Here is a 22,256-nt window from a genome sequence, read left to right as displayed (position 1 = left end):
TCGAAGTATAGGGCATTACCAATTACCTATTACCAATTCTCGATCGTACCTCCTCTTTCTGAGAAAGGCTATATAAGTCATCATATTTTTACAAAACATTATAGCCAGAAACCCGACTGCTGATATAGCAACAGGCTTAAATATCCCTCAATCTTGCTTGTCTGCTGAGGTAGACGAAAGTTTGACTATTGATATCAAATCCGGTAGCATCTGAATTATTCATCTCTCTATTCTCTCCCTCTGTGTCCTCTGTGTTCTCTGCGGTTAAATCATATCAAATCCGGTAACATCGGAATTATTCATCTCTCTTATCTCCCTCTGTGTTCTCTGCGTTCTAGTAAGGTTAAATCATTCCGATGCAGCCGGAAACGATATCACCTGACGATGTAGCCGGAAACGATATGAACGGGGTTTTAAACCACCCAAGAAACTGCAAGCATAAAAAAATAAAAAACCCCCAAGGCTGGGGGTTTTTTGCTGAGTCTACTACTACCTTAGAAAAGAGTGAGGACGTAAATTAGCAAGAACAAAACAATCCAAATAATGTCCACGAAGTGCCAGTAAATTTCTGCCATTTCGATACCTGTGTGCTTCACATTTGAGTAATGGCCCTCGCGGCGACTCCGCCAGAGCACGCCCAAAATTAAGCAGATACCAAGAAAAACGTGCAAACCGTGGAAACCGGTCATCAAGTAGAAACAGTTAGAAAAGATATTCTCAGTCAAACCGTAACCCAAGGTCATGTATTCGTAAACCTGACCTCCTAAGAAAACAATGCCCATCAAAGCAGTAATGGCGTACCAAAGCCGCATTCCTTTGATATCATTCTTTTTCACCGCACTGTCGCCAAAGTGAATCACAAAACTGCTGGAAACCAGAATAATTGTGTTGATTGTCGGCAACAGTAATTCTACTTCTGTGCCTTCCGGTGGCCAAGATTCGGCACCAGCGCGCAATAATAAGTAGGTGGCAAAAAGCCCTCCAAACATCAAGGATTCAGAAATCAGAAAAGTCACGAGTCCGAACATTCGCAAATCTTGGTGTTCTTCGTGGTGTTCCGCGGCGCTGGCTGCGGCTACTGGGGGAACTGACGAGTTGAGTACACTTTCTGGGCTATCAATTGTTGAACCTTGCATAAAAGTCTCCAATATTGAACAGGTGAAACTAATAGTCCGGCAGGGGTTTAAACCCCTGCCTCAAAGCGCAAGTCCTCTCAAAGAGGACTGAAGAGAAGAATTTTCAACTCATTAGTCCTCTTTAGAGGACTTTCGCTATTAGACAGGGACTTCAGTCCCTGTCGGATGTCAACTATCATCCGTTGCCATCATCACCATTTTTGTTGGCATCCGATGCGGATGCAGCCTGAGAAATTGCAACTGGTTTTTGATTACCTGCGGGAATCAGGACGCCTAAATGATCGATGTTCGGAACGAAATTATTCATCCCGTAGTCGTAGGGGCCGTGAGTGATTACGGGCAATACTTCCCAGTTTTCAATGATTGGTGGCGAAGCAGTTGTCCATTCCAAAGTCAAAGCTTCCCAAGGGTTGCTGCTAGCTTTCGGCCCGTACATCCAACTCCAAATGATGTTGAAGAAGAAGGGAAGTACCGAAAATCCGAGCAGAATTGAACCGTAGGTGCAAATCTTATTCAACGACTCGAATTGCGGGTCATACATGGCAATCCGGCGGGGCATTCCTTGCAGGCCCAATTGGTGCATGGGTAAGAAGGTGAGGTTGGTGCCGATGAAGGTGAGGACGAAGTGAATGCGGCCCCAGGTTTCGTTGTACATCCGACCGGTGATTTTGGGGAACCAGTGGTAAATTCCGGCGTAGAGGCCGAAGACTGAACCGCCAAAGAGGACGTAGTGGAAGTGGCCGACGACGTAGTAGCTGTCGTGTACGTGGACGTCGAAGGGTGCAGTGCCTAATGTGACTCCGGTCAATCCGCCGAAGACGAACATCATTAATAGCCCGATCGCAAATAACATCGCACTGGTGTAACGGATTTTACCGCCCCACAGGGTAGCTGTCCAGCCGAAAATCTTCACACCTGTCGGAACTGCCACAATTAGGGTGGAAACGGTGAAGAACATCCGCATCCAGGGAGGTGTACCGCTGGTGAACATATGGTGCACCCAAACGAACAATCCGACTAGGCAAATTGCTAAGCTAGAATAGGCGATCGCCTTATAGCCAAAAATCGGTTTACGCGCGTGAACTGGGATAACTTCGGACATGATCCCGAAGATGGGCAGAATCATCAAATAAACTGCCGGGTGGGAATAAAACCAGAATAAGTGTTGATAAATAATGACGTTGCCGCCTGCGTCTGGTTTGTAGAATGAGGTGCCGAAGTTGATGTCAAACAGCAGCAATGTCAAGCCCACTGCTAATACTGGAGTTGATACCAGTGCGAGCACAGAAGTTGCCAAAATTGACCAACAAAATAGGGGAAGTTGATCCCATTTCATGCTGGGAACTTTCATCTTGAGGATGGTGACAACAAAGTTGAGCGAGCCTAAAATTGAGGATGTTCCTGCTAGGACGATCGACAAAATCCACATTGATTGAGCGGTGTTGGCTGTAATCACGCTCAGCGGCGGATAGGATGTCCAACCAGATTGAGCTCCTCCGAAGAAGAAGCTGCTCATGAGGATGATGCCGGCGGGGGGATTCACCCAAAAGGCGATCGCGTTGAGCTTCGGAAACGCCATGTCTCTAGCGCCCAGCATCAACGGGATTAAAAAGTTGCCGAATCCGCCGATCGCCGCTGGCACGATCCACAGGAAAATCATGATCGTCCCGTGGTTGGTCAGGAAAGCGTTGTAGAGGTTCGGGTCCATAAAGTCGGAATCGGGGGTGTAGAGTTCCGCCCGCATCGCCATCGCCATTAATCCGCCAATCAGGTAGAAAATAAAGGCTGTTACTAGGTATTGAATACCAATTACTTTGTGGTCAACGTTGAAAGTAAAGTAGTCATACCATTTCCATGCTGTGTGATGGTGTGAGTAAGTGTCGCCTTGAATTTTGGGCGGGGTATTTACTGGAAGTTGTGCTTGTGCCATTTGATATTTTGGGAATTTTAATTAGAAGGAAGAAGGAAGAAGGAAGAAGGAAGAAAGAAGAAGGAAGAAAGAAGAAGGAAGAAGGAAGAAAGAAGAAGTCATATAAAATCATCTTTTCATCGTCCTGTATTAAACTCTCTCTTCTCTTCCTTCGCGTCCTTCGCGCCTTCGCGGTTAAATCACTCCGATACAACCGGAATTGATATCACCCCCCAAGGGGGGAAATTCAGGAAGAAAGTCCAAGGACACTGCAACACATCGACCCTTCAACTGAGTTTATCCTGAGCGAAGTCGAAGGGCGAGCGGGAAAAGCTTCGCTTTAAAAATTAAAAATGTTGAATTGCTTGTGGCATTTTTAATTTTTAATTTGGTTGTTTTAATTCCTAGTCGGTTGCAGTTGAGCGACGGTTTCGGGTTTAATTCCCATGTCGCTAACGTAAGGAACTAGAAATTCCGATTCTGACAAATTAGCAGGATTAACTGCGATCGCGCGATCGATATCGAGCTCTTGAGCAATCAGACTTTCTTTGAGCCAACTGTCGTATTCTTCAGGAGTGTGAACAATCACGCGAGTCCGCATTGCGCCGTGGTAGCCGCCACAAAGTTCCGCACAATATACGGGATAGTCACCGGGCGTGGTGGCGACGAACCGCAATTCGGTGGGAATTCCGGGAATCGCATCTTGTTTGAGCCGGAATTGGGGCACCCAGAATGAGTGAATCACGTCAACGGCGGAAAGGTTGAGCTGAACGGATTTACCAGTGGGTACATGGAGTTCCCCAGAGGTGACTCCGCTGTCGGGATAGTTAAAAATCCAGGCGTACTGCATCCCAGTGACGTTGACTGTCAGGCCTGCGAATTTGCCTGTCTCGGAGGGTTTGGCTCCAAAACCGTATTTGGCGGTTGGTGTGCCACCCATTTCTGCGGCCATTTCTGATGCCGCGCTTCCTGAGTCGGCGATCAGGGGAGCGGCCATTGCGCTGCCTTTCGGCATTTTATGGCCTGCGTGGGTGGAGTCGTGAACGTGAGCCATCACCTGACTGCCGCCCGGATCGAAGCCTCCCATATCTCTAAAAACTTCGACGCTGTAGATGCCGACACCGATGACCAGAATTGCGGGTATTGCCGTCCAGAAGATTTCTAAGGCAAAGTTTTCGCTAACGGGTATGCCATCGGTTTCGTCTCCGGGGCGGTAGCGAAATTTGATCGCAAAATAGACGATCGCACCTTCTACCACTATAAATAGGGCTGTGGCGATCGTGATCATCACGTTAAAAAAATCGTCTACCAGTGGTGCTTGTTCTGATGCTTGCCCTGGCATGAGGTGGTTGTTTTGACCATACCAGAAGCTGATAGCTGCGATCGCGAGCCCACCAACTAGGGTCAACAGCGAAGCCGGTATTTTGCTTGTTTCTTTTTCCATCCTGGAACTCCTTGAGTAAGGGCTGCGACGCCTGGACTGAGGAGTCGCTGGCTTACGGCTTGTTTAATTTGTTGACTGCGGTTTTACTAGCCGTCCTACTCCTACTAGGGTAGAACAATCAGCTAAATTTAGTTTGTGATTAATGCTATTTTTTAAGTTTTTTGATGCTGTTTAGTTTTAAATTTTTAATTTCAGTATCATTTATCACAATTATTTGATAAATAGTTTTTCTTAATTAAATCTTTATTTTTGGTGAGAAAGCTGGACTTGAGGAGATTGTTTAAGTATAAAGGGTTGGGGGCAAAGATTAAGCTTTTTTTAAGTTTAGCAAAATAACAGAAATCTTTTGTAACATAAGGTGAATTATTCAGTCCTCCAATCTAAAATCTCAAATCTAAAATCTCAAATAGATGGACGGTTTTTCTATGAAAAACAGTGTTAAGCTCGGAGAAACCCAGCAGGAAAAAAAGTTCAATATTTAAGCTCCATCGATAACAAAGGCTCAGGTAAGATTCATGGCAAACTCAGTTTTAAATCAGCCAACCGCAGCGGGAGTGCAGTGGCAGCCAAAAGATATTGTCCGCGGCCTAGTGTGGAAAATAGCGATCGCCACCTGGCTATTAATGGCTGTAGGCAGTGCCACGCGGGTGATGAACGCGGGGCTCGCTTGCCCGGATTGGCCGCTGTGCTACGGTCAATTAATCCCCGCAGCGCAAATGAATTTGCAGGTATTTTTGGAATGGTTTCACCGTTTGGATGCGGCGGCGATCGGCTTAAGTGCGATCGCCCTTTTAGGACTATCTTTGTTTTACCGCAGCCGCCTCCCAAAATGGCTCCCTTGGGCAAGCGCTGGGGCAGTATTTCTCATCGTTTTTCAAGGCATATTGGGCGGCTTGACAGTCACACAACTGCTCAGATTTGACATCGTTACCGCTCATTTGGGAACAGCTTTACTGTTTTTTTGTTCCCTATTAGTCATCGGTTTCATGCTAACTCCCTACGAAGCTACAGGCAATACGGGTAAATTAGCTTGGGTAAGTGCGATCGCAGCATTGTTAGTTTACCTGCAAAGTTTGCTAGGAGCATTAGTAGGCTCTAGATGGGCGCTGCACCAATGTTTTGGTTCCTCAGAATTGTGCTCAGTAATGAACAGCCACATCATCGGCGTAGTACCAGCCACCGCAGCCACTTTAGCTGTAGCAATCATGGCTTGGCGACAGCCCGCACTAAGTGCAAACTTGCGAAAATTAGGGAATTTAGCCAGTGTTTGCTTAATTGCTCAATTAGTTTTGGGATTAGCAACTTTCCGGCTGCACCTTCAGGTAGAACCCCTGACAGTCGCCCACCAAGCTGTCGGCGCTGCTTTGTTGGGAACCTTGGTAGCCTTTAGTGTTTTGTCGTGGCGCGATCGGGTTTTATCAGCTTGAAATGGGCGGGTTGATTAATCGGCGGTTGAAACCGCTACTACACAAACGAAGTCCGCCTCCGCGGACTAAGATGGGCGGGTTTATCAATCTTTTTACCTACAACAAATATCTCTCGTAAAACCCGCCCCTACAGCCCATGAAAAATGACCACAAGTGACCCTTCGACTTCGCTCAGGGCACCGCAACTAACAACTAACCATTAATCACCGATGCAAGAAGTTCTTACAAACCATAGCCCTCGCCTCCATGAAAACTTTTCGCAAGTAGTGAAAAGTTACTATCAACTCACAAAACCCAGAATTATTTTACTGTTGCTAATCACCACATCAGCCGGAATGTGGATGGCCGCCAAAGGAGAAGTCGATCCGCTATTGCTGGTATCAACTATTACTGGAGGGGCTTTGGCTTCCGCGTCTGCTAATACGATTAATTGTGTTTACGATAGCGACATCGATTATATTATGGAGCGCACCCGCTGGCGGCCGATTCCTTCGGGGCGTGTCAAGAAACGGGATGCTTTGATTTTTGCGATCGCCCTAGCGACAATATCCTTTACATTACTGGCAGTAGTTGCCAACTTATTATCAGCATTGCTAGCCATGTCAGGCATCGTTTTCTACGTCCTAATTTACACCCACTGGCTGAAGCGTCACAGCGTCCAAAACATCGTCATCGGTGGTGCAGCAGGGGCGATTCCCCCGTTAGTTGGGTGGGCTGCGGTGACAGGAGATTTGAGTTGGGGTGCGTGGATGTTGTTTGGGATCATCTTCCTGTGGACACCACCACATTTTTGGGCATTAGCCATGATGATTCGCGACGAATACGAGGGAGTAGGCGTGCCGATGTTGCCAGTAATTGAGGGCGACGAAGAGACAGCCCGCCAAATTTGGATTTACACGTTATTGATGCTTCCTGCAACTTTGCTGCTAGTTTATCCGCTGAATTTAGCTGGGCCCGTGTACGCTGGTACTGCGATTTTCCTGGGTGTTATTTTTGCCCAAAAAGCTTGGTTGCTGTTGCAGACTCCAGAGGATAAGAACGTGGCGCGATCGCTCTTTAAATACTCTATTCTGTATCTGATGCTATTGTGCGCTGGAATCGTAGTGGATAGTTTACCTGCGACTCACAACTTTACTACTGCTGTTGTCCACAATGTGCACACTTTGATTAGTGCAGTTGTGATGTAGTTTTCTGTTAGAGCCCCGATTTCTTAAAGAAGTCGGGGCTCTCGGTATTCTTGTGATATCTATAAATTGGACAGAGGTAATCGCCATTGAAAAACTCGGAAAATGAAATCTCACAACCTATTGAACCGAGCGAGGAAAAAGTTGCCCTCATTGACGAACTCAGGCAAGCCAGAATTAAACATAATTCTGAAGCAATACTTCGGATAGCCAAGCTAATTGATGGTACAATAGTATTCTTGGAAATAGGAAACTCTGCCTCTGGCCTCCAACATATTGTGAACAACCACAGGCGAGATTTTGCAGCAAGAGACATATCTGAAGCAGAAATCCCAGATGCAGTGATGGAGGCTGTGATATGCGGTGAAATTTTAGGTTATCAATCTCCAACTCGACCAATTTATCAAGTCACTTTTAAGAGTAAAATTCAGCTCATCGCAGTGACAGTCGGTAGCAACGGTTATTTAGTTTGTGCTAACCCCGCTTCCCTTTAACAAATTAAGATGAATGAACATGAAAGAAATCATTAAACTAAATGCTGACTATGGCAGCCATCCGTTGTGGTGGGCTTCTCCTGGGAGAATTGGCAATATCGAACCAACGACATTACCTTTAAGTCAAAAAATTCTCAGGCGCTTGCTTGCTTGGATCACAAGTTACGAAGCAACTCTCAATTGGAACGATCCAGCTTCATCAGGGTTCGCTAGTGAGGAAGCTCAAGAGACTTTTGAGCAAGAAGGAATTAGTATATGGCATCAGCTACGTCAGGAACTAGCGCCAGACTATGAAGTGATTTATTTTAGTAAAAAGCTGCAAAAAGAAGTTGCAGAACCAAGTCAATTAATTGCTGTCACTCAATCATAATCATAACGATCGTCCCTTTCTGCATCTGCTTTAATCTGCGGTTAAATAAAGTCTGAATTATCTACCAATTCACTCGGTTCACCAGGATAAAAGCGATCGTCTAAAATCTTAGTCAAACTATAAGGACAACTCAAAGGGAAGGTTTGCTCTGGTAGTTCAGTTTCTCCCATTGCCAAGTCTCTGGCATTCTCATAAGATTCTTGGAGTGCATCATCAAGATAAGACTTGAGGCTTGGGTTATCTTTGAGTAGCCGTAACGTATCGCGACGCTGTATGCGAAGAGTTGCCAGCCAACTCCGACTACGATTTTGTGATTGATATTCCCATTTCAGCATATGCCCAATCAACACGCTCAAACGGTTACGAAGTTCCTGGCGTTGCTGCTTACCCAAAGATTCAATCTCCTCAATCAGGTTTGGCAAGTCGATTTGACTCCAATGTTTGCTACGGAGTAATGTTGCTTGTTCCTGTGTCCAAGCGTAGAAATCTGTCTCGTAGAGGTTTAGTATAGGCATCGGTTGCTTTGCCATTTTTGGGTTTGGTTCTAGCATAGTATAAAATTAAAAGTGGAGGAAAGTCCTGATGGCTGAGAATACCGTGAAAGTAGACATCTCATTTCAATCACTGCTGGAAGCTATTTCGTCACTGGGAATTGCTGAAAGATACAAAATCTGGGAATTTTTGGAAGCTGAACTATTCGCGAATGAGGATAATTCTACAGAAGACATTGCCGAAATTCAAGCAGCTCGTGCTGATTACAAAGCTGGAGATTACACAACTTTCGATCGATACATGGCCGGGCGGGCAAATAAATCTATTATAGTATAGTATAATCATAATTATGAAGACGTTATACCAATTTTTTATGAGGCTGCATAGAATCCGATCCCCCCTAGCCCCCCTTAAGAAGGGGGGGACAAGAATCTTCTCAAAGTCCCCCTTCTTAAGGGGGATTTAGGGGGATCGAGATATGTGCAACTTCACATTAAATTGGTATTACACGAGTATGATGTTGTTGCCTTGGACGAACAAATAATACCTGATAGTGGTCGCAAATCGCTATAATTAAGCTATTAAATTTGCCTGCAACACCATGATTGCCATCCCCTCTGGATTTAGCCCCGAAGAGTACCTTTCCATCGAACATGAGAATACTATCCGGCATGAATATCGGCGCGGTTTAGTTTACGCAATGGCGGGAGGTAGCGACGATCATAGCCGTCTTGCGATTAATCTTTTAACGGCTATTAATTTTCATCTGCGTGATGGGGACTGTCAGTTTTTTTCCGGTGATGTCAAGGTGAATTATGCGGATGAGTTTTTCTATTATCCCGATGCGTTTGTGACGTGCGATCCGCGCGATAAGAGCGATCGCTATGTCAAGCGCTATCCTAAGTTGATTGCTGAGGTGCTGTCTCCTTCGACTAAAAAGTTCGTTAGCGAAGCCCTCGAAGAGGATCGCACTGATAAGTTTGAGGATTATCGACTGTTGGAATCATTGGAAGAGTATGTTTTAATCGCGCAGGATGAGATGCGAGTGGAGTGTCGCCGTCGGGTGAAAGATGGAACTGGGGAACGTTGGGAAACGGTGGTTTATGGTGCGGGCGATATCGTGATGTTACAGAGTATTGATCTTGAAGTTGCGATCGCAGAATTATATCGCGGTGTGAGTTTGGAGAGATAAATGAAGTAAGCTATAGACAAAGATTTCAGACAATACTCGCTACAATTAAAGTATCAAAATTGCCAGCCATACTATGATTGCCATCCCCTCTGGATTTAGCCCCGAAGAGTACCTTTCCATCGAACATGACAATACAGTCCGCCATGAATATCGACGCGGTTTAGTATACGCAATGGCGGGAGGTAGCGACGATCATAGCCGTATCGCGATTAATTTTTTAACGGTTATTAATTTTCACCTGCGTGATGGGGACTGTCAGTTTTTTTCCGGTGACGTAAAGGTGAATTATGCGGATGCGTTTTTCTACTATCCCGATGCCTTTGTGACGTGCGATCCGCGCGATAAGAGCGATCGCTATGTGAAGCGCTATCCTAAGTTAATTGCTGAGGTGCTGTCTCCTTCGACTAAAAAGTTCGATCGCACTGATAAGTTTGAGGATTATCAACAGTTGGAATCCTTGGAAGAGTATGTTTTAATCGCGCAGGATGAGATGCGAGTTGAGTGTCGCCGTCGGGTGAAAGATGGGAGTGGGGAACGTTGGGAAACGGTGGTTTATGGTGCGGGTGATTTAGTGATGTTACAGAGTATTGAGCTGGAAGTTGCGATCGCAGAATTATATCGCGGTGTGAGTTTCGAGCGATAAATCAAGTAAGCTAGAGACAAAGGTTTTAAAATGGAAGCTACAGAGGAATCGGGAGTATGAGGAGATATGCAAATTGTTTGGACAAAACACGCCCAGGAACGTCAGCTACAATGGGAAGAGCGATTGAAAATTTCCAGGGAAGAGGTTGAGGCGGCCCTCACCAATCCTCAACAGATTATAGTGGAAGATGATGTCTTGGTGGCTCAAATCAAACGAGGCAACGGTCTTCTGAGAGTACCCTTTGTTGAAATTGGCAAAACCAGGCGAATTTTAACTCTGTACTGGACAAATCAAGTTAAGCGATATTGGCAGGAGAATACCGATGAAAGTTAAATACGATGCAGAATCAGACATTCTAATTTTTATCTTCCGTGATGCGTTTCCAGCCAATGCTATTTCTGAACCGGGAGGCGTAATTGTCAGTTATGACGAAAATAACGAACCAGTTAGCATCGAATTTCTCAATGCCTCCAAACGTCAACTGTTGAATCCTCAAGAGCTCATGCTAACGATCGCAACTTAGTTGATGCGTTTTATCGAGGTGGCACGGCAATATCGTCAGCTTAATAAGCGAGGATACTATGATGACGTTACACGAGTATGATGTTGTTGCCTTGACCGCAGAAATTCAGGCAATCCATAAAGAAACCTCTCAGCCGATTTTGCTCCGGCCCGGACAAGTTGGCACTATTCTCATGAGCTTTGACGATCGCGCTTATCTAGTAGATTTTGCCGATGCTCAAGGTAATACCTATGCAATGGAAACCGTGGGCTCAGAAAAACTTATGCAACTTGTTTATGAGCCACTTCCTGCCTACGCCTAACCTACAAATAATACTTTACAGAGTATTGAGCTTGAAGTGGCGATCGCACAACTACATCGCGACGTGAATTTCGATCGATAAATGAAGTAAGCTAGAGACAAAGGTTTCAAACAAAATCATGACTGAACTCCTTCAACAGGCGATCGCCCAAATCCAAAAACTCCCACCCGATCGGCAAGATGCGATCGCGGCTCGGTTTTTGGCAGAGTTGCAGGACGAGCAAAAATGGGAAACTCGTTTTGCTGACACGACAGACGATCAATGGGATCAGATGGCTGCAATGGTACGTCAAGAAATTGCGGGAGGAGAAACGGTTCCACTTGATGAGGTTTTTCCAACAGAAAAATGAAATCAAGTGTTACAAGGTCATTTCGCACGCGGCTAGAGAGTCTTCCTGCATCAGTTCAGGAACAAGCCGATAAAGCTTATGCCCTTTGGCAGGAAAATCCTGATCATCCAAGTCTTCAGTTCAAGCGAGTCAGTCAGAAGCAACCGATTTATTCTGCTCGTGTCAGTATCAATTATCGTGTTTTAGGTTTATTGGAAGCCGATCGTATTTACTGGTACTGGATTGGTGCACACGACGAGTACGATGAATTACTGAAACGGATGTAGTTTAAGGCGATCGCAGAATTATATCGCGGTGTGAGTTTGGGGCGATAAATGAAGTAAGCTAGAGATACAGGTTTCAAAATAGATGAAAACTTCATAGAGGCAAACTGGCTATGAACTGGAAAGCATACATTCATTCAAATCCTAAAATTCTGCTTGGTAAGCCTGTAATTAAGGGAACACGAATATCAGTGGAGTTTATTCTAGGGTTGTTTTCAGAAGGTTGGACTGAGCAACAAGTTATCGAAAACTACCCAACGCTGAATTCTGAATCTATCCAAGCAGTGTTTGCTTTTGCGGCGGAATGCCTCAAAGAAGACGTATTTTACACACCTTTACTCTTTGCTGAGGCAAGTTAATGCGGTTTCTGGCCAATGAAAACTTTCCACTACAGAGTGTGCGACTGCTACGACAAGCGGATCTTGAAATTGCTTCAGTAACAGAGGATTCTCCAGGAATTGAGGATTCCGAGGTTTTGGCTCGTGCGGCGAATGAGCAAAGGGTGATTTTGACGTTCGATCGCGATTATGGCGAACTCATTTATCGTTTGCGGTTGCGATCGCCAAGAGGTGTCATTTATTTGCGGTTTCGTCCTCACACGCCGGAAGAACCAGCATCAATATTGTTAAATTTATTACAAACCGAAGGATTGCAATTTGAGGAATGGTTTACGGTGGTGGAGCGCGATCAAATTCGTCAACGCCCGCTACCGTAGTTTTTGCCGGAAGCAGGTAGTTGTGTGGATTGAGGCAGGCTTTGGGTGACGATGGGTATGTGAAGCGCTATCCCAAGTTAATTGCTGAGGTGCTGTCACCTTCGACGCAAAAATTCGATCGGGGTGATAAGTTTGAGGATTATCGACTGTTTGGTGCATTAAGGTTTGAGGTGATGCCCCTACCTGGGTTATGCTAGGTAGGGCGTACTTATAAAATTTGAAGGGAAATGGACTACGAAACACCAGACGATCTAAATAAATTTTTACAAAAAGTGGTAAATAACCCATTCGATAACCCTAGAAACACAGAAGCCTGGAAGCGTGAGGTTCTTAAACAAGATGGTCACTATCACACAAAACAAATTTTAGAACGAGGAAGGGCTGATTTCAACAAAGGCTTTAATGGTTTGACTCCACACGATAAAGTTATTATTTACTGCTACTACTATATGCAAATGCACATTGTAAGTAGCTTTCATGTCTTCACTTCAAGTGACTCATTGCTTAAGGAGTACATTCTAAACCCTAGTAAAAACATAGTTTTTATTGATTTTGGTTGTGGTCCACTAACTTCAGGTGTTGCTCTTGCTTGGTACTATCGCTCTCTTGACAAGGACAAGCAACTTGACTTCCATTATATAGGTATTGATAACTCTGAAGCTATGATTCGCAAAGCGACAGAAATCAGCCAACGTCAAGCATGGAGAGGCTGCACTTTTAATTTTTTGGAATCCTACGAAGACCATGATTATATATTAAAATTGATCGCTACATATCTTTCAAGTGGGAAATATCAAGACTATCTAATTGTCTTAAATTATTCATATCTGTTTGCTAGCAGTACGTTAGATGTAAGCAATCTAGCTCAGTTGGTGGAAAAAATACTAGACACCAATAAATCTCACAAAATATGCTTGTTCTATCAAAATCCCATCCCAGGTTTTTTAAATAGTAAGTGGGACGAATTTAAAAGCAAAAGCTTTTTTCAAAAAAAATTATGTCCAGTAGTGGAGCAAAAAGCAATACTGAGTTATCGTAACACTACAGGTAGAGTGAAAGAAGGAGAGTTTACCGAGATAAAATTACATTTTGAAACCCTTGTAAGTAAATAATATGGTTATTTCGAGCCAAAAATCACGCGGTAATAAAAAAACAATTTCAGCCGGAGCGACGCCAGAGTTTCAGCAACTAGAACTAGATTTGTTTCCCAAAATTACCGAAAAAGAGACTACTTATTCTGGGAGCGAAATTGCTGATATAAGCGGGTTAAAGTATGTACCCGATTTCATAACCCAATCCGACCATGATTTTCTCCTCAAACAGATAGATAGTCAGCCTTGGCTTTCAGATTTGAAAAGACGAGTGCAGCACTATGGGTATAAGTATAACTATAAGGCACGAGCAATAGATCGTTCCCTGCATATAGGCCCATTGCCAGACTGGGCATCAAATTTGGCATACAGGTTCTATGATGGAAATATTATCAGTGAACTACCCGATCAGGTTATCGTCAATGAATACCAACCGGGACAAGGTATTAGCAGTCATATTGATTGTGTACCTTGTTTTACTGACACAATTATTTCTCTGAGTCTTGGCTCTGCTTGTGTTATGAATTTCACAGGAGTACCAACAGGTGAAAAAATACCTGTACTGCTTGAGCCTAGAAGTATCGTTGTCTTAAAAGATGATGCTAGGTATAAATGGACGCACAGTATACCTGCTAGAAAAGTAGATCATTTTCACGGGCAAACAATTACACGAGAACGCCGTGTTTCCTTAACGTTTAGAAAAGTAATAATAACTAAAAATTAATCTTATGAGTGAATCTGGATATTTTGATCGGAGTTTTAGTTCGGCCATAGTTTTTGATTCATAATCTCAATATGTAGCATTTGGACGATAGTTATAAATGGGGAAATTGACTGCTGATGTTATCTAAAATCTTGGTCAAGACGAGAAACTATGCGATCGCATATCCAGTATACTCTCGCACTTCCGGTGGATGGAAAGCCAGAACAATGTGGTCTTTGGGCACGCCAGCCGCGACGAGTTCAACCGTAATGCCGTCCTCAATCCCGTCATAGTGAATCCAAATTTTGTCTCCGATAATTTGGACATGGGTGACGCAACCGTGAACGCGCTTTTTACGATCCCAACCTTCATTGAAGAGTAAAAAATGAGTCCGATCGGCATCAATGATGACATATTGTTGAATGTCGCCATGACTATAAGAGATAGCAGCATGATCTTTGAGAATTTTCTCAACTGTATCTTGATAAAATTTTAGTCTATCCATTGAACAATCTCCTCTGTTTCTGAATCAAAAATAATCAGGTTAATGCTCTTTTTACGAAGTACCATTTGACATATCTCCTCTGAGAAAAAACCTTCAAATACGGTTTGGGCGATTGCTAGGTAAAGGACTCGTTCTGGATCTTCATCCTCCATAATCAGATAGTATAAATCGTATTGACCGAGTGCCTTTTCTAACTCGCTGACAAGTGATGGGTCGAGGAAGCTTTTGATTTCAACGGCAATTTTGCGCCCTTGCTTCTCGGCTGCGAAGAGCTTTTTTGCGCCCAAATCAACGTATACTGAACGTCCGCCAACTCTGAGCTTGAAAGGATCGTTAGTAATTGTCCAACCGTCTTTGATGAGGGCGGTGCAGACAGTATCGTGATAAAAGTCTTTGGCAGGCATAGGGGCTGTTATGTTTATTTATCATATACCACATAAGTTCCGCAGAGGTTACGCGATCGCATATCCAGTATACTCTCGAACTTCCGGTGGATGGAAAGCCAGAACAATGTGGTCTTTGGGCACGCCAGCGGCCTTGACTGAGATTCTAAGAAACCGGGTTTTTTACCAAATCTATGGCTACAACGAAATATTATCGTAAAAACCCGGTTTCTCGACCCCCAATTAATTCGACTGAATCTGTGCGTTCAAAACCTTAGAAATGCGATCGCGCGTTTCCTCCAAATGAGCCCGCATATAAGCATCCCCATTCCGATCCAAACTGCGAATAGTTTTACTCAAACCCTCCCGCAACTGCCGCAACTCGTACCAAGCCAAAGTCCGCGCATCTTCAGGAACACTCGTTTTTCGCAACACCATACCGATCAAAATTGCCAAATGTTCCCGCTGCAAAGAACGCCTAAAAGTCGAAATCTCAATTTGTTTATTCTTAGGATGGAAAACTTCTTGCCAAATATCCTGTTGTAAAGTATCGAACACTTCCGGCAACTTCAGAGCACTTTGGGGTGCCGATTTTAATTCCGCATCCCGCAGTCTCACCAGCCGCTCTGGAGAGAGTAAAACCCGCAATACAAACCGCTGTAAAAAAGTAATGCGATCGCCAATGGGATAATCTAAAGGAAACACCAAAGCCGGACTTCCCCAGTGATTCCAACGAGAGGGCGCTAATTTATTCAGCAACTGGGGTGCAAAACTAAACGCATCCGGTGCAAAAACGTATTTATCCAGCGTTGCTAATGCTTCTCGCTGCTGACTAAGTGCGATCGGTACAAAGGGCAATTTCCCCTTCGGATCGCTAGGGCGACTTCGATTAAACGACTCTCCCCCCACATACAAAGTAGCATTCATCACCTGCTGAACATAATATCCAAACACCGAATCAAACATCACCCGCAGTTCATTATAACCATCATCCCCAACCGGAATTCTGCTTTCCAAACGCTTCCACATCACCCTAGCATTCTCCAATTGCAACTGGGAATAAGCGAGCATATTGGCACTAAGATCGAAAGTATTAGCAGCCGGATCGAGAATATCAACAGCATCTTCATCCGGCGCATAAGCTAATTGCGGTTCCGCAGCACGACTGGCAATTTCCTGTAACATTGGCAATTCGCTACTGGGATTGACAGCACCAAGCACCTTGTAACCATACTCGATCGCCCAATCATCATAAGGCCCCACAATCATGGGGTAATAATCGCCCTGTACAGTTCCCGGTGCCGCCAAATTAATCGGCACATAATCCATCACCGACGCCACCAAACCTTGAGTGCGAGTTAACTGAGTATTATTCAACTCCTCCGGTTGCAGCATCGTACTACCGTGAAAATTGTGCCTCAAACCCAAAGTGTGACCGACTTCGTGAGCAGTCAAAAATCGGATATATTGATTCACATAATCCTCAATTTCCGAACTATTAGGTGTCCCATTACCCAACAGAGACATGGACATTGCACCCATGGCAAATTGTTGGCCCGATTCCAACCCAAAGCACAAATCAGAATCCGACATCAACCGCGACACAGGCGATCGCTTTTGCTGTTGATATCTTTCCACCAAAGTTGGTAAATCATCAACCAGTTCACCAGTCGAATTTTCTTTATTGCCAGTGCCTAAATTATCCTTTCCCAGCACTCTCAAATAGCGAGAATACATCCCGAACTGACAAGGATTTGTGTTAGAGCCATTTTGCCCTTGAAAACTCTTAGCCACCGAGCGATTTTGTTGCACCAAAGACCGATAGCCCTGTTTAATTTGTCTGACAATATTAGCATCTAACAAAATATCCGCATCCAAAATTTCTCCAGTCAGCGGGTTAGTGCGAGAGGGGCCCAGACCAGCAAATTCAGGATCGAAGGAACTCGACCAGCGAATAGTATTGTAGCGAACATCAGCCGGGTCCCATTTCGCATTATCCGGCATCTGTTTGACCTGAATTGCGTCACGGAATCCCGCCTTTTCAAAAGCCTTATTCCATTCCAAAATGCCCTCACGGATAGCGTTGCGGTATTCCAGAGGTACATTGTTTTCAATCCAAAAGACGATCGGCTGCACTGGCGGTGAAATCGGAGCAGTGGGAATTTGTTTTTGTAAATGCCAGCGATTGATATAGCGCACAAAAGGCTCCCGGCTGCTATTGTCAGAAAAGTCTTTATATGCTGTGATAAAATAACCAACTCTTTCGTCCGCGAATCTGGGGCGATAGCCATTATTTAATGGCACTTCTGAGAAACTGTAGTGAATGCGAAGATTGAAAGCTCGACTGTCAGGAATTGATGGTAAATAGTTGACGGAACTGTCATTGTCGCTGGAAAAACCGTAGACAGAAGTAATCTCTACATTTAAGGGAAAGGCTTTCACTTCCTTAAAGTAAGATTTGTCAGCATCTAGTGAATAAGATGCACCTAAAATCATCGGTAAAAATGATTTTACCCCTGGCAAGTCACGCTTTTCGTTCATCAGCAAATCACCCAAGTCTATCAGCAGAGTTTGTCTTTGGGGGTGAATGCTTTTGAGGGGTAAAGAATACAGGATCGACTCGCTAAATGCTCGTTCTACGGAACCTGTTTGTGGATCGCCAGGACTGGTGCGAAAGTTGATATTTGGAATTACAAATTGTACGTTATTTTGGAGTTTTCGCAGTTGAAATAAGAAGTCTCCGAAGGGAAGTCCACTCAAAATTCCTGCTTCTCCTAAGCCGGAAGCTAGGGTGACAAAGCAGAGGAATTTTTTATTTAGTTGTTCTGGCTTAATTTCTAGATAGACTTTATCTGTGGTTTTGTTGGTATATAGGGTAAACATTCCTTCGGATTTTTTGGTGTCTTTGATGACTTCATCGAAGGGTTGCAAGGATTGTTCGCTATTTTGTTCTTTTCCTGGCCCTGGTGCTGATAGGGAATAGGGTAAAAATAAACCTTGATATAAGCTGAATAGGAAAAATGCTAGGGATAGTATGAAAAATATCAAAGGCCTATTTTTTCGGGGATTTTTAGGTGGTGGATTTGTGCTGTTTTTAGTAGATGTCAGATTTTTCATGTTTGTTATTGAAGGAAGAAGGAAGAAGGAAGAAGGAAGAAGGAAGAAGGAAGAAGGAAGAAGGAAGAAGGAAGAATAACCCCCCCCAAGGGGGGAAATTCAGGGAGAAGTCATATCAAATCCGTTGACATCGGAATTATTATTTCTCTCTTCTCTTTCTCTGTGTCCTCTGTGTCCTAGTAAGGTTTAATCATTCCGATACAACCGGAATTAATATCACCCCCCCGCCAAGGGCCCGGCTGTTTCATTCTGAGACAAATCATCGTTTTGTAGGGGTAGTGCCCCTGTGCGTACCCCCTCACAGACGATTTTGAATGTGTTTCAGGGATTGGGGGGCAGCCACTTTGCGGCCCCTACAAGAGAATGAAACAGCTTTGGGGGTAGGGGGGTTCTTCCTTCCTGATTGATAAACTACTTTTTAACAGGCCAAGGAATCATTGGATCTTGAGCTAATTGTTTAGAAACGGCGATCGCCCCGTAGCGGTTGAGGTGGCTAGGGTCGGAAAAAGATTCCCGTGCCTGCGGCCATAATAAACTATTATCTCGGAAAATTAATCCTGTTTGAGCTGCTAACTGTTGCATATGTTGTCGGAATTCCTGTTCGTAAGCTGTCCGCACCGGGTCTAAGTAATCTTCGGTTAAAGGCATATTCACAAACACCAGATTGATGTTGCGAACTTTGGTAAATTCGAGCAGATTTTTGAGTGCTACAGTTTGTTCGCCGATTAATTTAAAGTCTTGATAGTCAGAGTCGTAATACCCCGATACTCTGGCGTGTTTCTCAAAGTAAGTATCGGGATTGAAACGGACATCGATCGGCAAAAAGCCGTTTGGTTTAAAATCGCTGATTTCTTTGGGCTCAACAGGAGTTTTCTGGGGATTTTCGGCTGTTTGGTTGGAGGGTGTCTCGGTTTCGTTGCTATTGATTAAGGCCCTGGCCGATGGATTGACTAGCGATCGCAAAAAGTCCTTGAGTCGATCGCGCTTTTTGTAAGTTGCAGAAGTCTCCACCAACTTTTGATTAACCAATTGCTGAACATTAGCTTGACTCTGCTCGAAATTGTGAGCCAATGCAGCGACAGCCGCCACCGGATTATTCGTGACTTCCTTCGATACTTCCGTTTCTAATTGATTAGTGCGGATCAGAAAACTACCACGGGCTAATTGTCTGTAGCCTTCAGAAGAAGCGATCGCACTAAAAGTCAAATCAGGCCTACCGCTATTTAAAGCCCTCGCCCCATCGGCTAAAACCAGCAATTTCGGCAATTGTTGTGGTGGCAAAATCCGGCGCACGATCGAATCTACAACCTGAAGAGTCGCCCCATTCACCCCAAAATTGTAAGCTTTGAGCCCCGGATAGCCCCCAGCGGCCAAAGCGGTTTCCAGAACTCCCGGATCGATGCCCCGCAGCGCCCTAGAACTGCCCACAATTAAGATATCCGGCGGTCTTTGATGCTGACGGATATACTCTTGATATCGAGCTATTTGAGCGTCTAGCTGCTCGCTCCTCAAAGTAGGATAAACCATAGCAGGAGGGGCCTCAACTACAGGAACGGCGATCTTCCCTGGCTTGGTAAACCCAGAACCATTGAAAGCCTCTTCCCCCTTCGCCAAGGGCGAGGGTTCCAAGGGTATTTGAGGCAAATTCACCTCCTGAGACTGGGGAGCCACGGGGGATGCTGGACTCACCACAGGGGTTTTAACGTCGCTCTCAGGCTTGACACTTGAATTTTGACAATTTTGGTCGCTGCACGCCAACATCGCCCTAGGAGCTGCACTGACCGTCGTATATTTCACAAATTGACCAAGTAACCAATCGCTATTGAAAGTCAACAGACAGCCAGCGATCGCCCAAACCAAAGCAATACCCGCGGCGCGATCGGCTCTGACACTGGTAGAACCAGCCACAGAAGTTGACAAACCATCATTGGGAACAAATAAACCGGAAGCCACAAGGGGCTGTACCAAAGCTGGAACTAATCGCTCCCCTAGGTTGTAGCCTGGGAGTCGGATTTTTAAGCCCCGATGCCAGCCAGAGGGTTTGGCATCCCCAGGAAACACTAAATTTTCGCCCAAACTCGAAAAAGTCCCATCGGTGGCTGATGTAGCGAACTCCGGCACCGGCTCTTTTTCAAACACCACCAGTTGGGAGTCCACGGAGGCTGCTGTGGGTGCTGATTCCTGGCTAGTCGCCGTTGTGAGATTGAGTCCGTAACGCCACAAAGGTATTTTTTGGCCCGCGCGACGCCCGTAGACTCGCACTCCTGCTACTCCGGGAATTTTTAACTCCCGCAAGAACTTCACCACTGGTGGGCCCACCTTGGACTGAGAAGGGCAAGTCAGAGATTCGGTCATGATGTGGAGTACGTCGTCTTTTTGGAGTACGACAGCCCGGATACCGCCTGTTTCTAACTTACGTTTGAGATTGGGGTTGAGCAACCTGTTTAATAAAAAAGTCAGGGCTGAGCGATCGCCCTCGGCTGCTAAAGTTCTGGGGCTTGGAGCCAAGTCTGGATGATGAGCCGCCGGCAAGTCCACCCAGTCTATCCACCCTGGGGAATCTGGCTGGGCTTTGCTATCGCTGACTGCTTTAACACCGTAGAGAGTGGCTCCATGAATGCCCTGGGGCGCGAAGGAGGCAAGCATGGGGGCGATCGCGTCGGCTGTTTGCTGTTTGTCTGGGTAGGGTGGTGCTTTCTGCTTTTGCCCTTTGCCGACAGCCTTGCTACAAAACAGGTGTAGGGTTGATTCTTTCAGGGTTGCTCGCACTTCCACTTGCGATGGTGCCAAGTGTAGGTTTAACAGTTTGGCGATCGACTGGACATCTCCCCAGCGGGCCCAGGCTTTGAGAATTTTGTCTGGTGGTGTTAAGTCTACCCGCAGCATCCAGTCTGGCTTGGCTTCGCCGCTGACTTGGCTGACAATTACCGCATCTCGGAAATTTTCTAGTTTGAGCTTCCGCAGCCTGCCGGCGGTGGGTTCTGCTAGCAAGGATGGATCGGGGCTGTATCCTGATTCGCATAGCACCAGCAGTCGCCTGTCGATGGTTTTGAGATGTTCCCGTGTCTCGGAATCATCGGTTTCGGGGCTGTCAGGGAGTTCTTTTTCGCGGATGCTAACTTTGACCGAAACTCCCATCGGTCCTAGAATTTCGCTCAAATAACTGGCGATCGCATCTGGATAGCCCCGCTTCGCCAAACTTTCCACCGGCAGTGTCAGCGTTGATGTCTTGGCGGTGTCGCCGATCGCTGGTTGGGGGGATTGAATCAGGGCTACTGCGCCACGGTTCTCATGCTGCTGGGTTGTTTCATGTCCGTGTACTGCCACGGGGGGACTGAAACTAGAACTGGCTGAAGTGTCGATCGTCACAGGAGCAGTTTCAAACAGTTCTCGGTATTCAATCCCGGAGGCTTTGGCGGGAGTTTCCGCATCAAATTCGAGTTCTTCCCGCAACTGTGGGGCGGTGGTGGGGGGTGCGACAGGATTGGAGATTTGTTTGAGTTTGCGGTTTTGATTGCGGAATTTCCCGAAAAATCCTCCTTTTGGAGCCTCTGTGGGCGGTTCGTCGGGGGGAATTGTCGGTGCTGGTGGTTCCGCAACGGTTGCGTCATTTTCCTGTTTTTGGGGGCTGCTGCAATCGAGCCTGACTGTCCAATCATTTTGGCGGGAACCGAGTTTGCGCCCGCACAGAAATAATTGGTAAATTTTTGGTCGATCGGGCGCTAGGAGTCGAGTGAAATCTGTTTGGGCGATCGCCGATGTGAATCTCGCCGTCACCAATTCCTGGGACGGACAGAGCGCTGCTTCGCACAAAATGTGCAGGTGATTGCCTCGCAACCGCACTTGTAACTGAACTTCGGGAAGCCCCAAAGCTGCTTGCGCCCATTGCGACGCGGCCGATCGATTATCTGCCAATATGCTCCCGTTCGCATTCAACATGGGGCTACCGATTTTAGATTTCTGATTGTAGATTTTAGATTAAAGAATTCAGTGACATCACTCCCACCTGAAGGTA

At 45.5% G+C, this 22,256-nt stretch carries 26 protein-coding genes and 1 pseudogene; 18 read left to right on the top strand and 9 right to left on the bottom strand.

From position 1 onward, the window contains the following. Positions 1-494 precede the first annotated feature (494 nt). The 3 genes from AAFP11_RS00670 to AAFP11_RS00660 form a co-directional block, all read right to left on the bottom strand. Positions 495-1,136, bottom strand: coding sequence for a heme-copper oxidase subunit III (locus tag AAFP11_RS00670; protein WP_341735268.1), 642 nt, complete (start codon positions 1,134-1,136; stop codon positions 495-497). 175 nt (positions 1,137-1,311) lie between these two features. After that, on the bottom strand, positions 1,312-3,066 hold the full coding sequence (gene ctaD / locus AAFP11_RS00665; protein ID WP_341735267.1) for a cytochrome c oxidase subunit I: 1,755 nt from the start codon (positions 3,064-3,066) through the stop codon (positions 1,312-1,314). Between the two features lie 376 nt (positions 3,067-3,442). Beyond that, positions 3,443-4,489 (bottom strand): cytochrome c oxidase subunit II, encoded by a 1,047-nt coding sequence (locus tag AAFP11_RS00660; RefSeq protein WP_341735266.1) that lies wholly within the window; start codon positions 4,487-4,489, stop codon positions 3,443-3,445. A 515-nt stretch (positions 4,490-5,004) separates the two neighbouring features. Here AAFP11_RS00660 and AAFP11_RS00655 point away from each other — a divergent pair. From AAFP11_RS00655 to AAFP11_RS00640, 4 genes are all read left to right on the top strand, one after another. Then, positions 5,005-5,916 carry a heme A synthase gene (locus tag AAFP11_RS00655; RefSeq protein ID WP_341735265.1) on the top strand — a complete coding sequence of 304 codons (912 nt, stop codon included), beginning with the start codon at positions 5,005-5,007 and terminating at the stop codon, positions 5,914-5,916. A 209-nt stretch (positions 5,917-6,125) separates the two neighbouring features. Beyond that, a complete protein-coding gene (locus tag AAFP11_RS00650; protein WP_341735264.1) occupies positions 6,126-7,103 on the top strand; it encodes a heme o synthase in 978 nt (325 codons plus the stop codon). Positions 7,104-7,189: 86 nt separating this feature from the next. Then, on the top strand, positions 7,190-7,594 hold the full coding sequence (locus AAFP11_RS00645; RefSeq protein ID WP_341735263.1) for a hypothetical protein: 405 nt from the start codon (positions 7,190-7,192) through the stop codon (positions 7,592-7,594). Between the two features lie 19 nt (positions 7,595-7,613). Further along, positions 7,614-7,964, top strand: a complete 351-nt coding sequence (locus AAFP11_RS00640; protein ID WP_341735262.1) for a hypothetical protein — start codon at positions 7,614-7,616, stop codon at positions 7,962-7,964. A 41-nt stretch (positions 7,965-8,005) separates the two neighbouring features. On the opposite strand, the gene AAFP11_RS00635 is transcribed toward AAFP11_RS00640, so the two are convergent. Further along, entirely contained in the window at positions 8,006-8,494 is a 489-nt protein-coding gene (locus AAFP11_RS00635) for a DUF29 domain-containing protein (protein WP_341735261.1), read from the bottom strand. Positions 8,495-8,546: 52 nt separating this feature from the next. Between AAFP11_RS00635 and AAFP11_RS00630 the strand changes: the two genes are divergently transcribed. The 13 genes and pseudogenes from AAFP11_RS00630 (at position 8,547) to AAFP11_RS00570 (ending at position 14,257) form a co-directional block, all read left to right on the top strand. After that, positions 8,547-8,792 (top strand): hypothetical protein, encoded by a 246-nt coding sequence (locus AAFP11_RS00630; RefSeq protein ID WP_341735260.1) that lies wholly within the window; start codon positions 8,547-8,549, stop codon positions 8,790-8,792. Between the two features lie 265 nt (positions 8,793-9,057). Continuing rightward, positions 9,058-9,648: a Uma2 family endonuclease gene (locus AAFP11_RS00625; protein WP_341735259.1), complete on the top strand. Its 591-nt coding sequence runs from the start codon at positions 9,058-9,060 to the stop codon at positions 9,646-9,648. Between the two features lie 73 nt (positions 9,649-9,721). Continuing rightward, positions 9,722-10,291 carry a Uma2 family endonuclease gene (locus AAFP11_RS00620; RefSeq protein WP_341735258.1) on the top strand — a complete coding sequence of 190 codons (570 nt, stop codon included), beginning with the start codon at positions 9,722-9,724 and terminating at the stop codon, positions 10,289-10,291. Positions 10,292-10,357: 66 nt separating this feature from the next. Beyond that, positions 10,358-10,624, top strand: a complete 267-nt coding sequence (locus tag AAFP11_RS00615; protein WP_341735257.1) for a DUF4258 domain-containing protein — start codon at positions 10,358-10,360, stop codon at positions 10,622-10,624. Continuing rightward, a complete protein-coding gene (locus AAFP11_RS00610; protein WP_341735256.1) occupies positions 10,614-10,814 on the top strand; it encodes a DUF2283 domain-containing protein in 201 nt (66 codons plus the stop codon). The genes AAFP11_RS00615 and AAFP11_RS00610 overlap by 11 nt, the downstream gene beginning before the upstream one ends. A gap of 58 nt (positions 10,815-10,872) precedes the next feature. Further along, entirely contained in the window at positions 10,873-11,115 is a 243-nt protein-coding gene (locus AAFP11_RS00605) for a DUF4926 domain-containing protein (protein WP_341735255.1), read from the top strand. A gap of 118 nt (positions 11,116-11,233) precedes the next feature. Continuing rightward, positions 11,234-11,464 carry a hypothetical protein gene (locus tag AAFP11_RS00600; protein ID WP_341735254.1) on the top strand — a complete coding sequence of 77 codons (231 nt, stop codon included), beginning with the start codon at positions 11,234-11,236 and terminating at the stop codon, positions 11,462-11,464. After that, positions 11,461-11,730, top strand: coding sequence for a hypothetical protein (locus tag AAFP11_RS00595; protein WP_341735253.1), 270 nt, complete (start codon positions 11,461-11,463; stop codon positions 11,728-11,730). The genes AAFP11_RS00600 and AAFP11_RS00595 overlap by 4 nt, the downstream gene beginning before the upstream one ends. Positions 11,731-11,840: 110 nt before the next feature. Then, positions 11,841-12,086, top strand: coding sequence for a DUF433 domain-containing protein (locus AAFP11_RS00590; RefSeq protein WP_341735252.1), 246 nt, complete (start codon positions 11,841-11,843; stop codon positions 12,084-12,086). After that, positions 12,086-12,442, top strand: coding sequence for a DUF5615 family PIN-like protein (locus AAFP11_RS00585; protein ID WP_341735251.1), 357 nt, complete (start codon positions 12,086-12,088; stop codon positions 12,440-12,442). Before AAFP11_RS00590 ends, AAFP11_RS00585 begins: the two co-directional genes overlap by 1 nt. A gap of 50 nt (positions 12,443-12,492) precedes the next feature. Next, a pseudogene (locus AAFP11_RS00580) lies at positions 12,493-12,588 on the top strand (Uma2 family endonuclease); the annotation flags it as partial. 81 nt (positions 12,589-12,669) lie between these two features. Next, complete coding sequence (locus tag AAFP11_RS00575) at positions 12,670-13,554, top strand: hypothetical protein (protein ID WP_341735250.1); 885 nt, start codon at positions 12,670-12,672, stop codon at positions 13,552-13,554. A gap of 1 nt (position 13,555) precedes the next feature. Further along, positions 13,556-14,257 (top strand): alpha-ketoglutarate-dependent dioxygenase AlkB, encoded by a 702-nt coding sequence (locus AAFP11_RS00570; RefSeq protein WP_341735249.1) that lies wholly within the window; start codon positions 13,556-13,558, stop codon positions 14,255-14,257. A gap of 148 nt (positions 14,258-14,405) precedes the next feature. On the opposite strand, the gene AAFP11_RS00565 is transcribed toward AAFP11_RS00570, so the two are convergent. The 4 genes from AAFP11_RS00565 to AAFP11_RS00550 all read right to left on the bottom strand — a co-directional run bounded on the left by AAFP11_RS00565 (position 14,406) and on the right by AAFP11_RS00550 (position 18,172). Then, positions 14,406-14,741: a XisI protein gene (locus AAFP11_RS00565; protein WP_341735248.1), complete on the bottom strand. Its 336-nt coding sequence runs from the start codon at positions 14,739-14,741 to the stop codon at positions 14,406-14,408. Further along, positions 14,729-15,145 (bottom strand): element excision factor XisH family protein, encoded by a 417-nt coding sequence (locus AAFP11_RS00560; RefSeq protein ID WP_341735247.1) that lies wholly within the window; start codon positions 15,143-15,145, stop codon positions 14,729-14,731. Before AAFP11_RS00560 ends, AAFP11_RS00565 begins: the two co-directional genes overlap by 13 nt. A 48-nt stretch (positions 15,146-15,193) precedes the next feature. Next, entirely contained in the window at positions 15,194-15,268 is a 75-nt protein-coding gene (locus AAFP11_RS00555; RefSeq protein WP_341735392.1) for an element excision factor XisI family protein, read from the bottom strand. Between the two features lie 99 nt (positions 15,269-15,367). After that, positions 15,368-18,172: a zinc-dependent metalloprotease gene (locus AAFP11_RS00550; protein ID WP_341735246.1), complete on the bottom strand. Its 2,805-nt coding sequence runs from the start codon at positions 18,170-18,172 to the stop codon at positions 15,368-15,370. Between AAFP11_RS00550 and AAFP11_RS00545 the strand changes: the two genes are divergently transcribed. Then, positions 18,159-18,320, top strand: a complete 162-nt coding sequence (locus AAFP11_RS00545) for a hypothetical protein (RefSeq protein ID WP_341735245.1) — start codon at positions 18,159-18,161, stop codon at positions 18,318-18,320. The genes AAFP11_RS00550 and AAFP11_RS00545 overlap by 14 nt on opposite strands. A 332-nt stretch (positions 18,321-18,652) precedes the next feature. Here the strand turns inward: AAFP11_RS00545 and AAFP11_RS00540 are convergent, their stop codons facing one another. After that, positions 18,653-22,180 (bottom strand): hypothetical protein, encoded by a 3,528-nt coding sequence (locus AAFP11_RS00540; RefSeq protein ID WP_341735244.1) that lies wholly within the window; start codon positions 22,178-22,180, stop codon positions 18,653-18,655. Positions 22,181-22,256: the final 76 nt, after the last annotated feature.

The sequence above is a fragment of the Microcoleus sp. CAWBG640 genome (assembly GCF_020883015.1).
Lineage (GTDB): Bacteria > Cyanobacteriota > Cyanobacteriia > Cyanobacteriales > Microcoleaceae > Microcoleus > Microcoleus anatoxicus.
Note: the sequence above shows the minus strand (reverse complement) of the source record. Positions and strands in the feature narration are given on the sequence as shown.

Coding starts and splice junctions, on each gene's coding strand:
- AAFP11_RS00585 (WP_341735251.1), top strand. CDS start 12,086: ATGCGGTTTCTGGCCAATGAAAACTTTCCACTACAGAGTGTGCGACTG.
- AAFP11_RS00610 (WP_341735256.1), top strand. CDS start 10,614: ATGAAAGTTAAATACGATGCAGAATCAGACATTCTAATTTTTATCTTC.
- AAFP11_RS00560 (WP_341735247.1), bottom strand. CDS start 15,145: ATGCCTGCCAAAGACTTTTATCACGATACTGTCTGCACCGCCCTCATC.
- AAFP11_RS00540 (WP_341735244.1), bottom strand. CDS start 22,180: ATGTTGAATGCGAACGGGAGCATATTGGCAGATAATCGATCGGCCGCG.
- AAFP11_RS00640 (WP_341735262.1), top strand. CDS start 7,614: ATGAAAGAAATCATTAAACTAAATGCTGACTATGGCAGCCATCCGTTG.
- ctaD (WP_341735267.1), bottom strand. CDS start 3,066: ATGGCACAAGCACAACTTCCAGTAAATACCCCGCCCAAAATTCAAGGC.
- AAFP11_RS00650 (WP_341735264.1), top strand. CDS start 6,126: ATGCAAGAAGTTCTTACAAACCATAGCCCTCGCCTCCATGAAAACTTT.
- AAFP11_RS00620 (WP_341735258.1), top strand. CDS start 9,722: ATGATTGCCATCCCCTCTGGATTTAGCCCCGAAGAGTACCTTTCCATC.
- AAFP11_RS00635 (WP_341735261.1), bottom strand. CDS start 8,494: ATGGCAAAGCAACCGATGCCTATACTAAACCTCTACGAGACAGATTTC.
- AAFP11_RS00655 (WP_341735265.1), top strand. CDS start 5,005: ATGGCAAACTCAGTTTTAAATCAGCCAACCGCAGCGGGAGTGCAGTGG.
- AAFP11_RS00615 (WP_341735257.1), top strand. CDS start 10,358: ATGCAAATTGTTTGGACAAAACACGCCCAGGAACGTCAGCTACAATGG.
- AAFP11_RS00575 (WP_341735250.1), top strand. CDS start 12,670: ATGGACTACGAAACACCAGACGATCTAAATAAATTTTTACAAAAAGTG.
- AAFP11_RS00605 (WP_341735255.1), top strand. CDS start 10,873: ATGATGACGTTACACGAGTATGATGTTGTTGCCTTGACCGCAGAAATT.
- AAFP11_RS00625 (WP_341735259.1), top strand. CDS start 9,058: ATGATTGCCATCCCCTCTGGATTTAGCCCCGAAGAGTACCTTTCCATC.
- AAFP11_RS00600 (WP_341735254.1), top strand. CDS start 11,234: ATGACTGAACTCCTTCAACAGGCGATCGCCCAAATCCAAAAACTCCCA.
- AAFP11_RS00670 (WP_341735268.1), bottom strand. CDS start 1,136: ATGCAAGGTTCAACAATTGATAGCCCAGAAAGTGTACTCAACTCGTCA.
- AAFP11_RS00595 (WP_341735253.1), top strand. CDS start 11,461: ATGAAATCAAGTGTTACAAGGTCATTTCGCACGCGGCTAGAGAGTCTT.
- AAFP11_RS00630 (WP_341735260.1), top strand. CDS start 8,547: ATGGCTGAGAATACCGTGAAAGTAGACATCTCATTTCAATCACTGCTG.
- AAFP11_RS00565 (WP_341735248.1), bottom strand. CDS start 14,741: ATGGATAGACTAAAATTTTATCAAGATACAGTTGAGAAAATTCTCAAA.
- AAFP11_RS00590 (WP_341735252.1), top strand. CDS start 11,841: ATGAACTGGAAAGCATACATTCATTCAAATCCTAAAATTCTGCTTGGT.
- AAFP11_RS00570 (WP_341735249.1), top strand. CDS start 13,556: ATGGTTATTTCGAGCCAAAAATCACGCGGTAATAAAAAAACAATTTCA.
- AAFP11_RS00545 (WP_341735245.1), top strand. CDS start 18,159: ATGAAAAATATCAAAGGCCTATTTTTTCGGGGATTTTTAGGTGGTGGA.
- AAFP11_RS00660 (WP_341735266.1), bottom strand. CDS start 4,489: ATGGAAAAAGAAACAAGCAAAATACCGGCTTCGCTGTTGACCCTAGTT.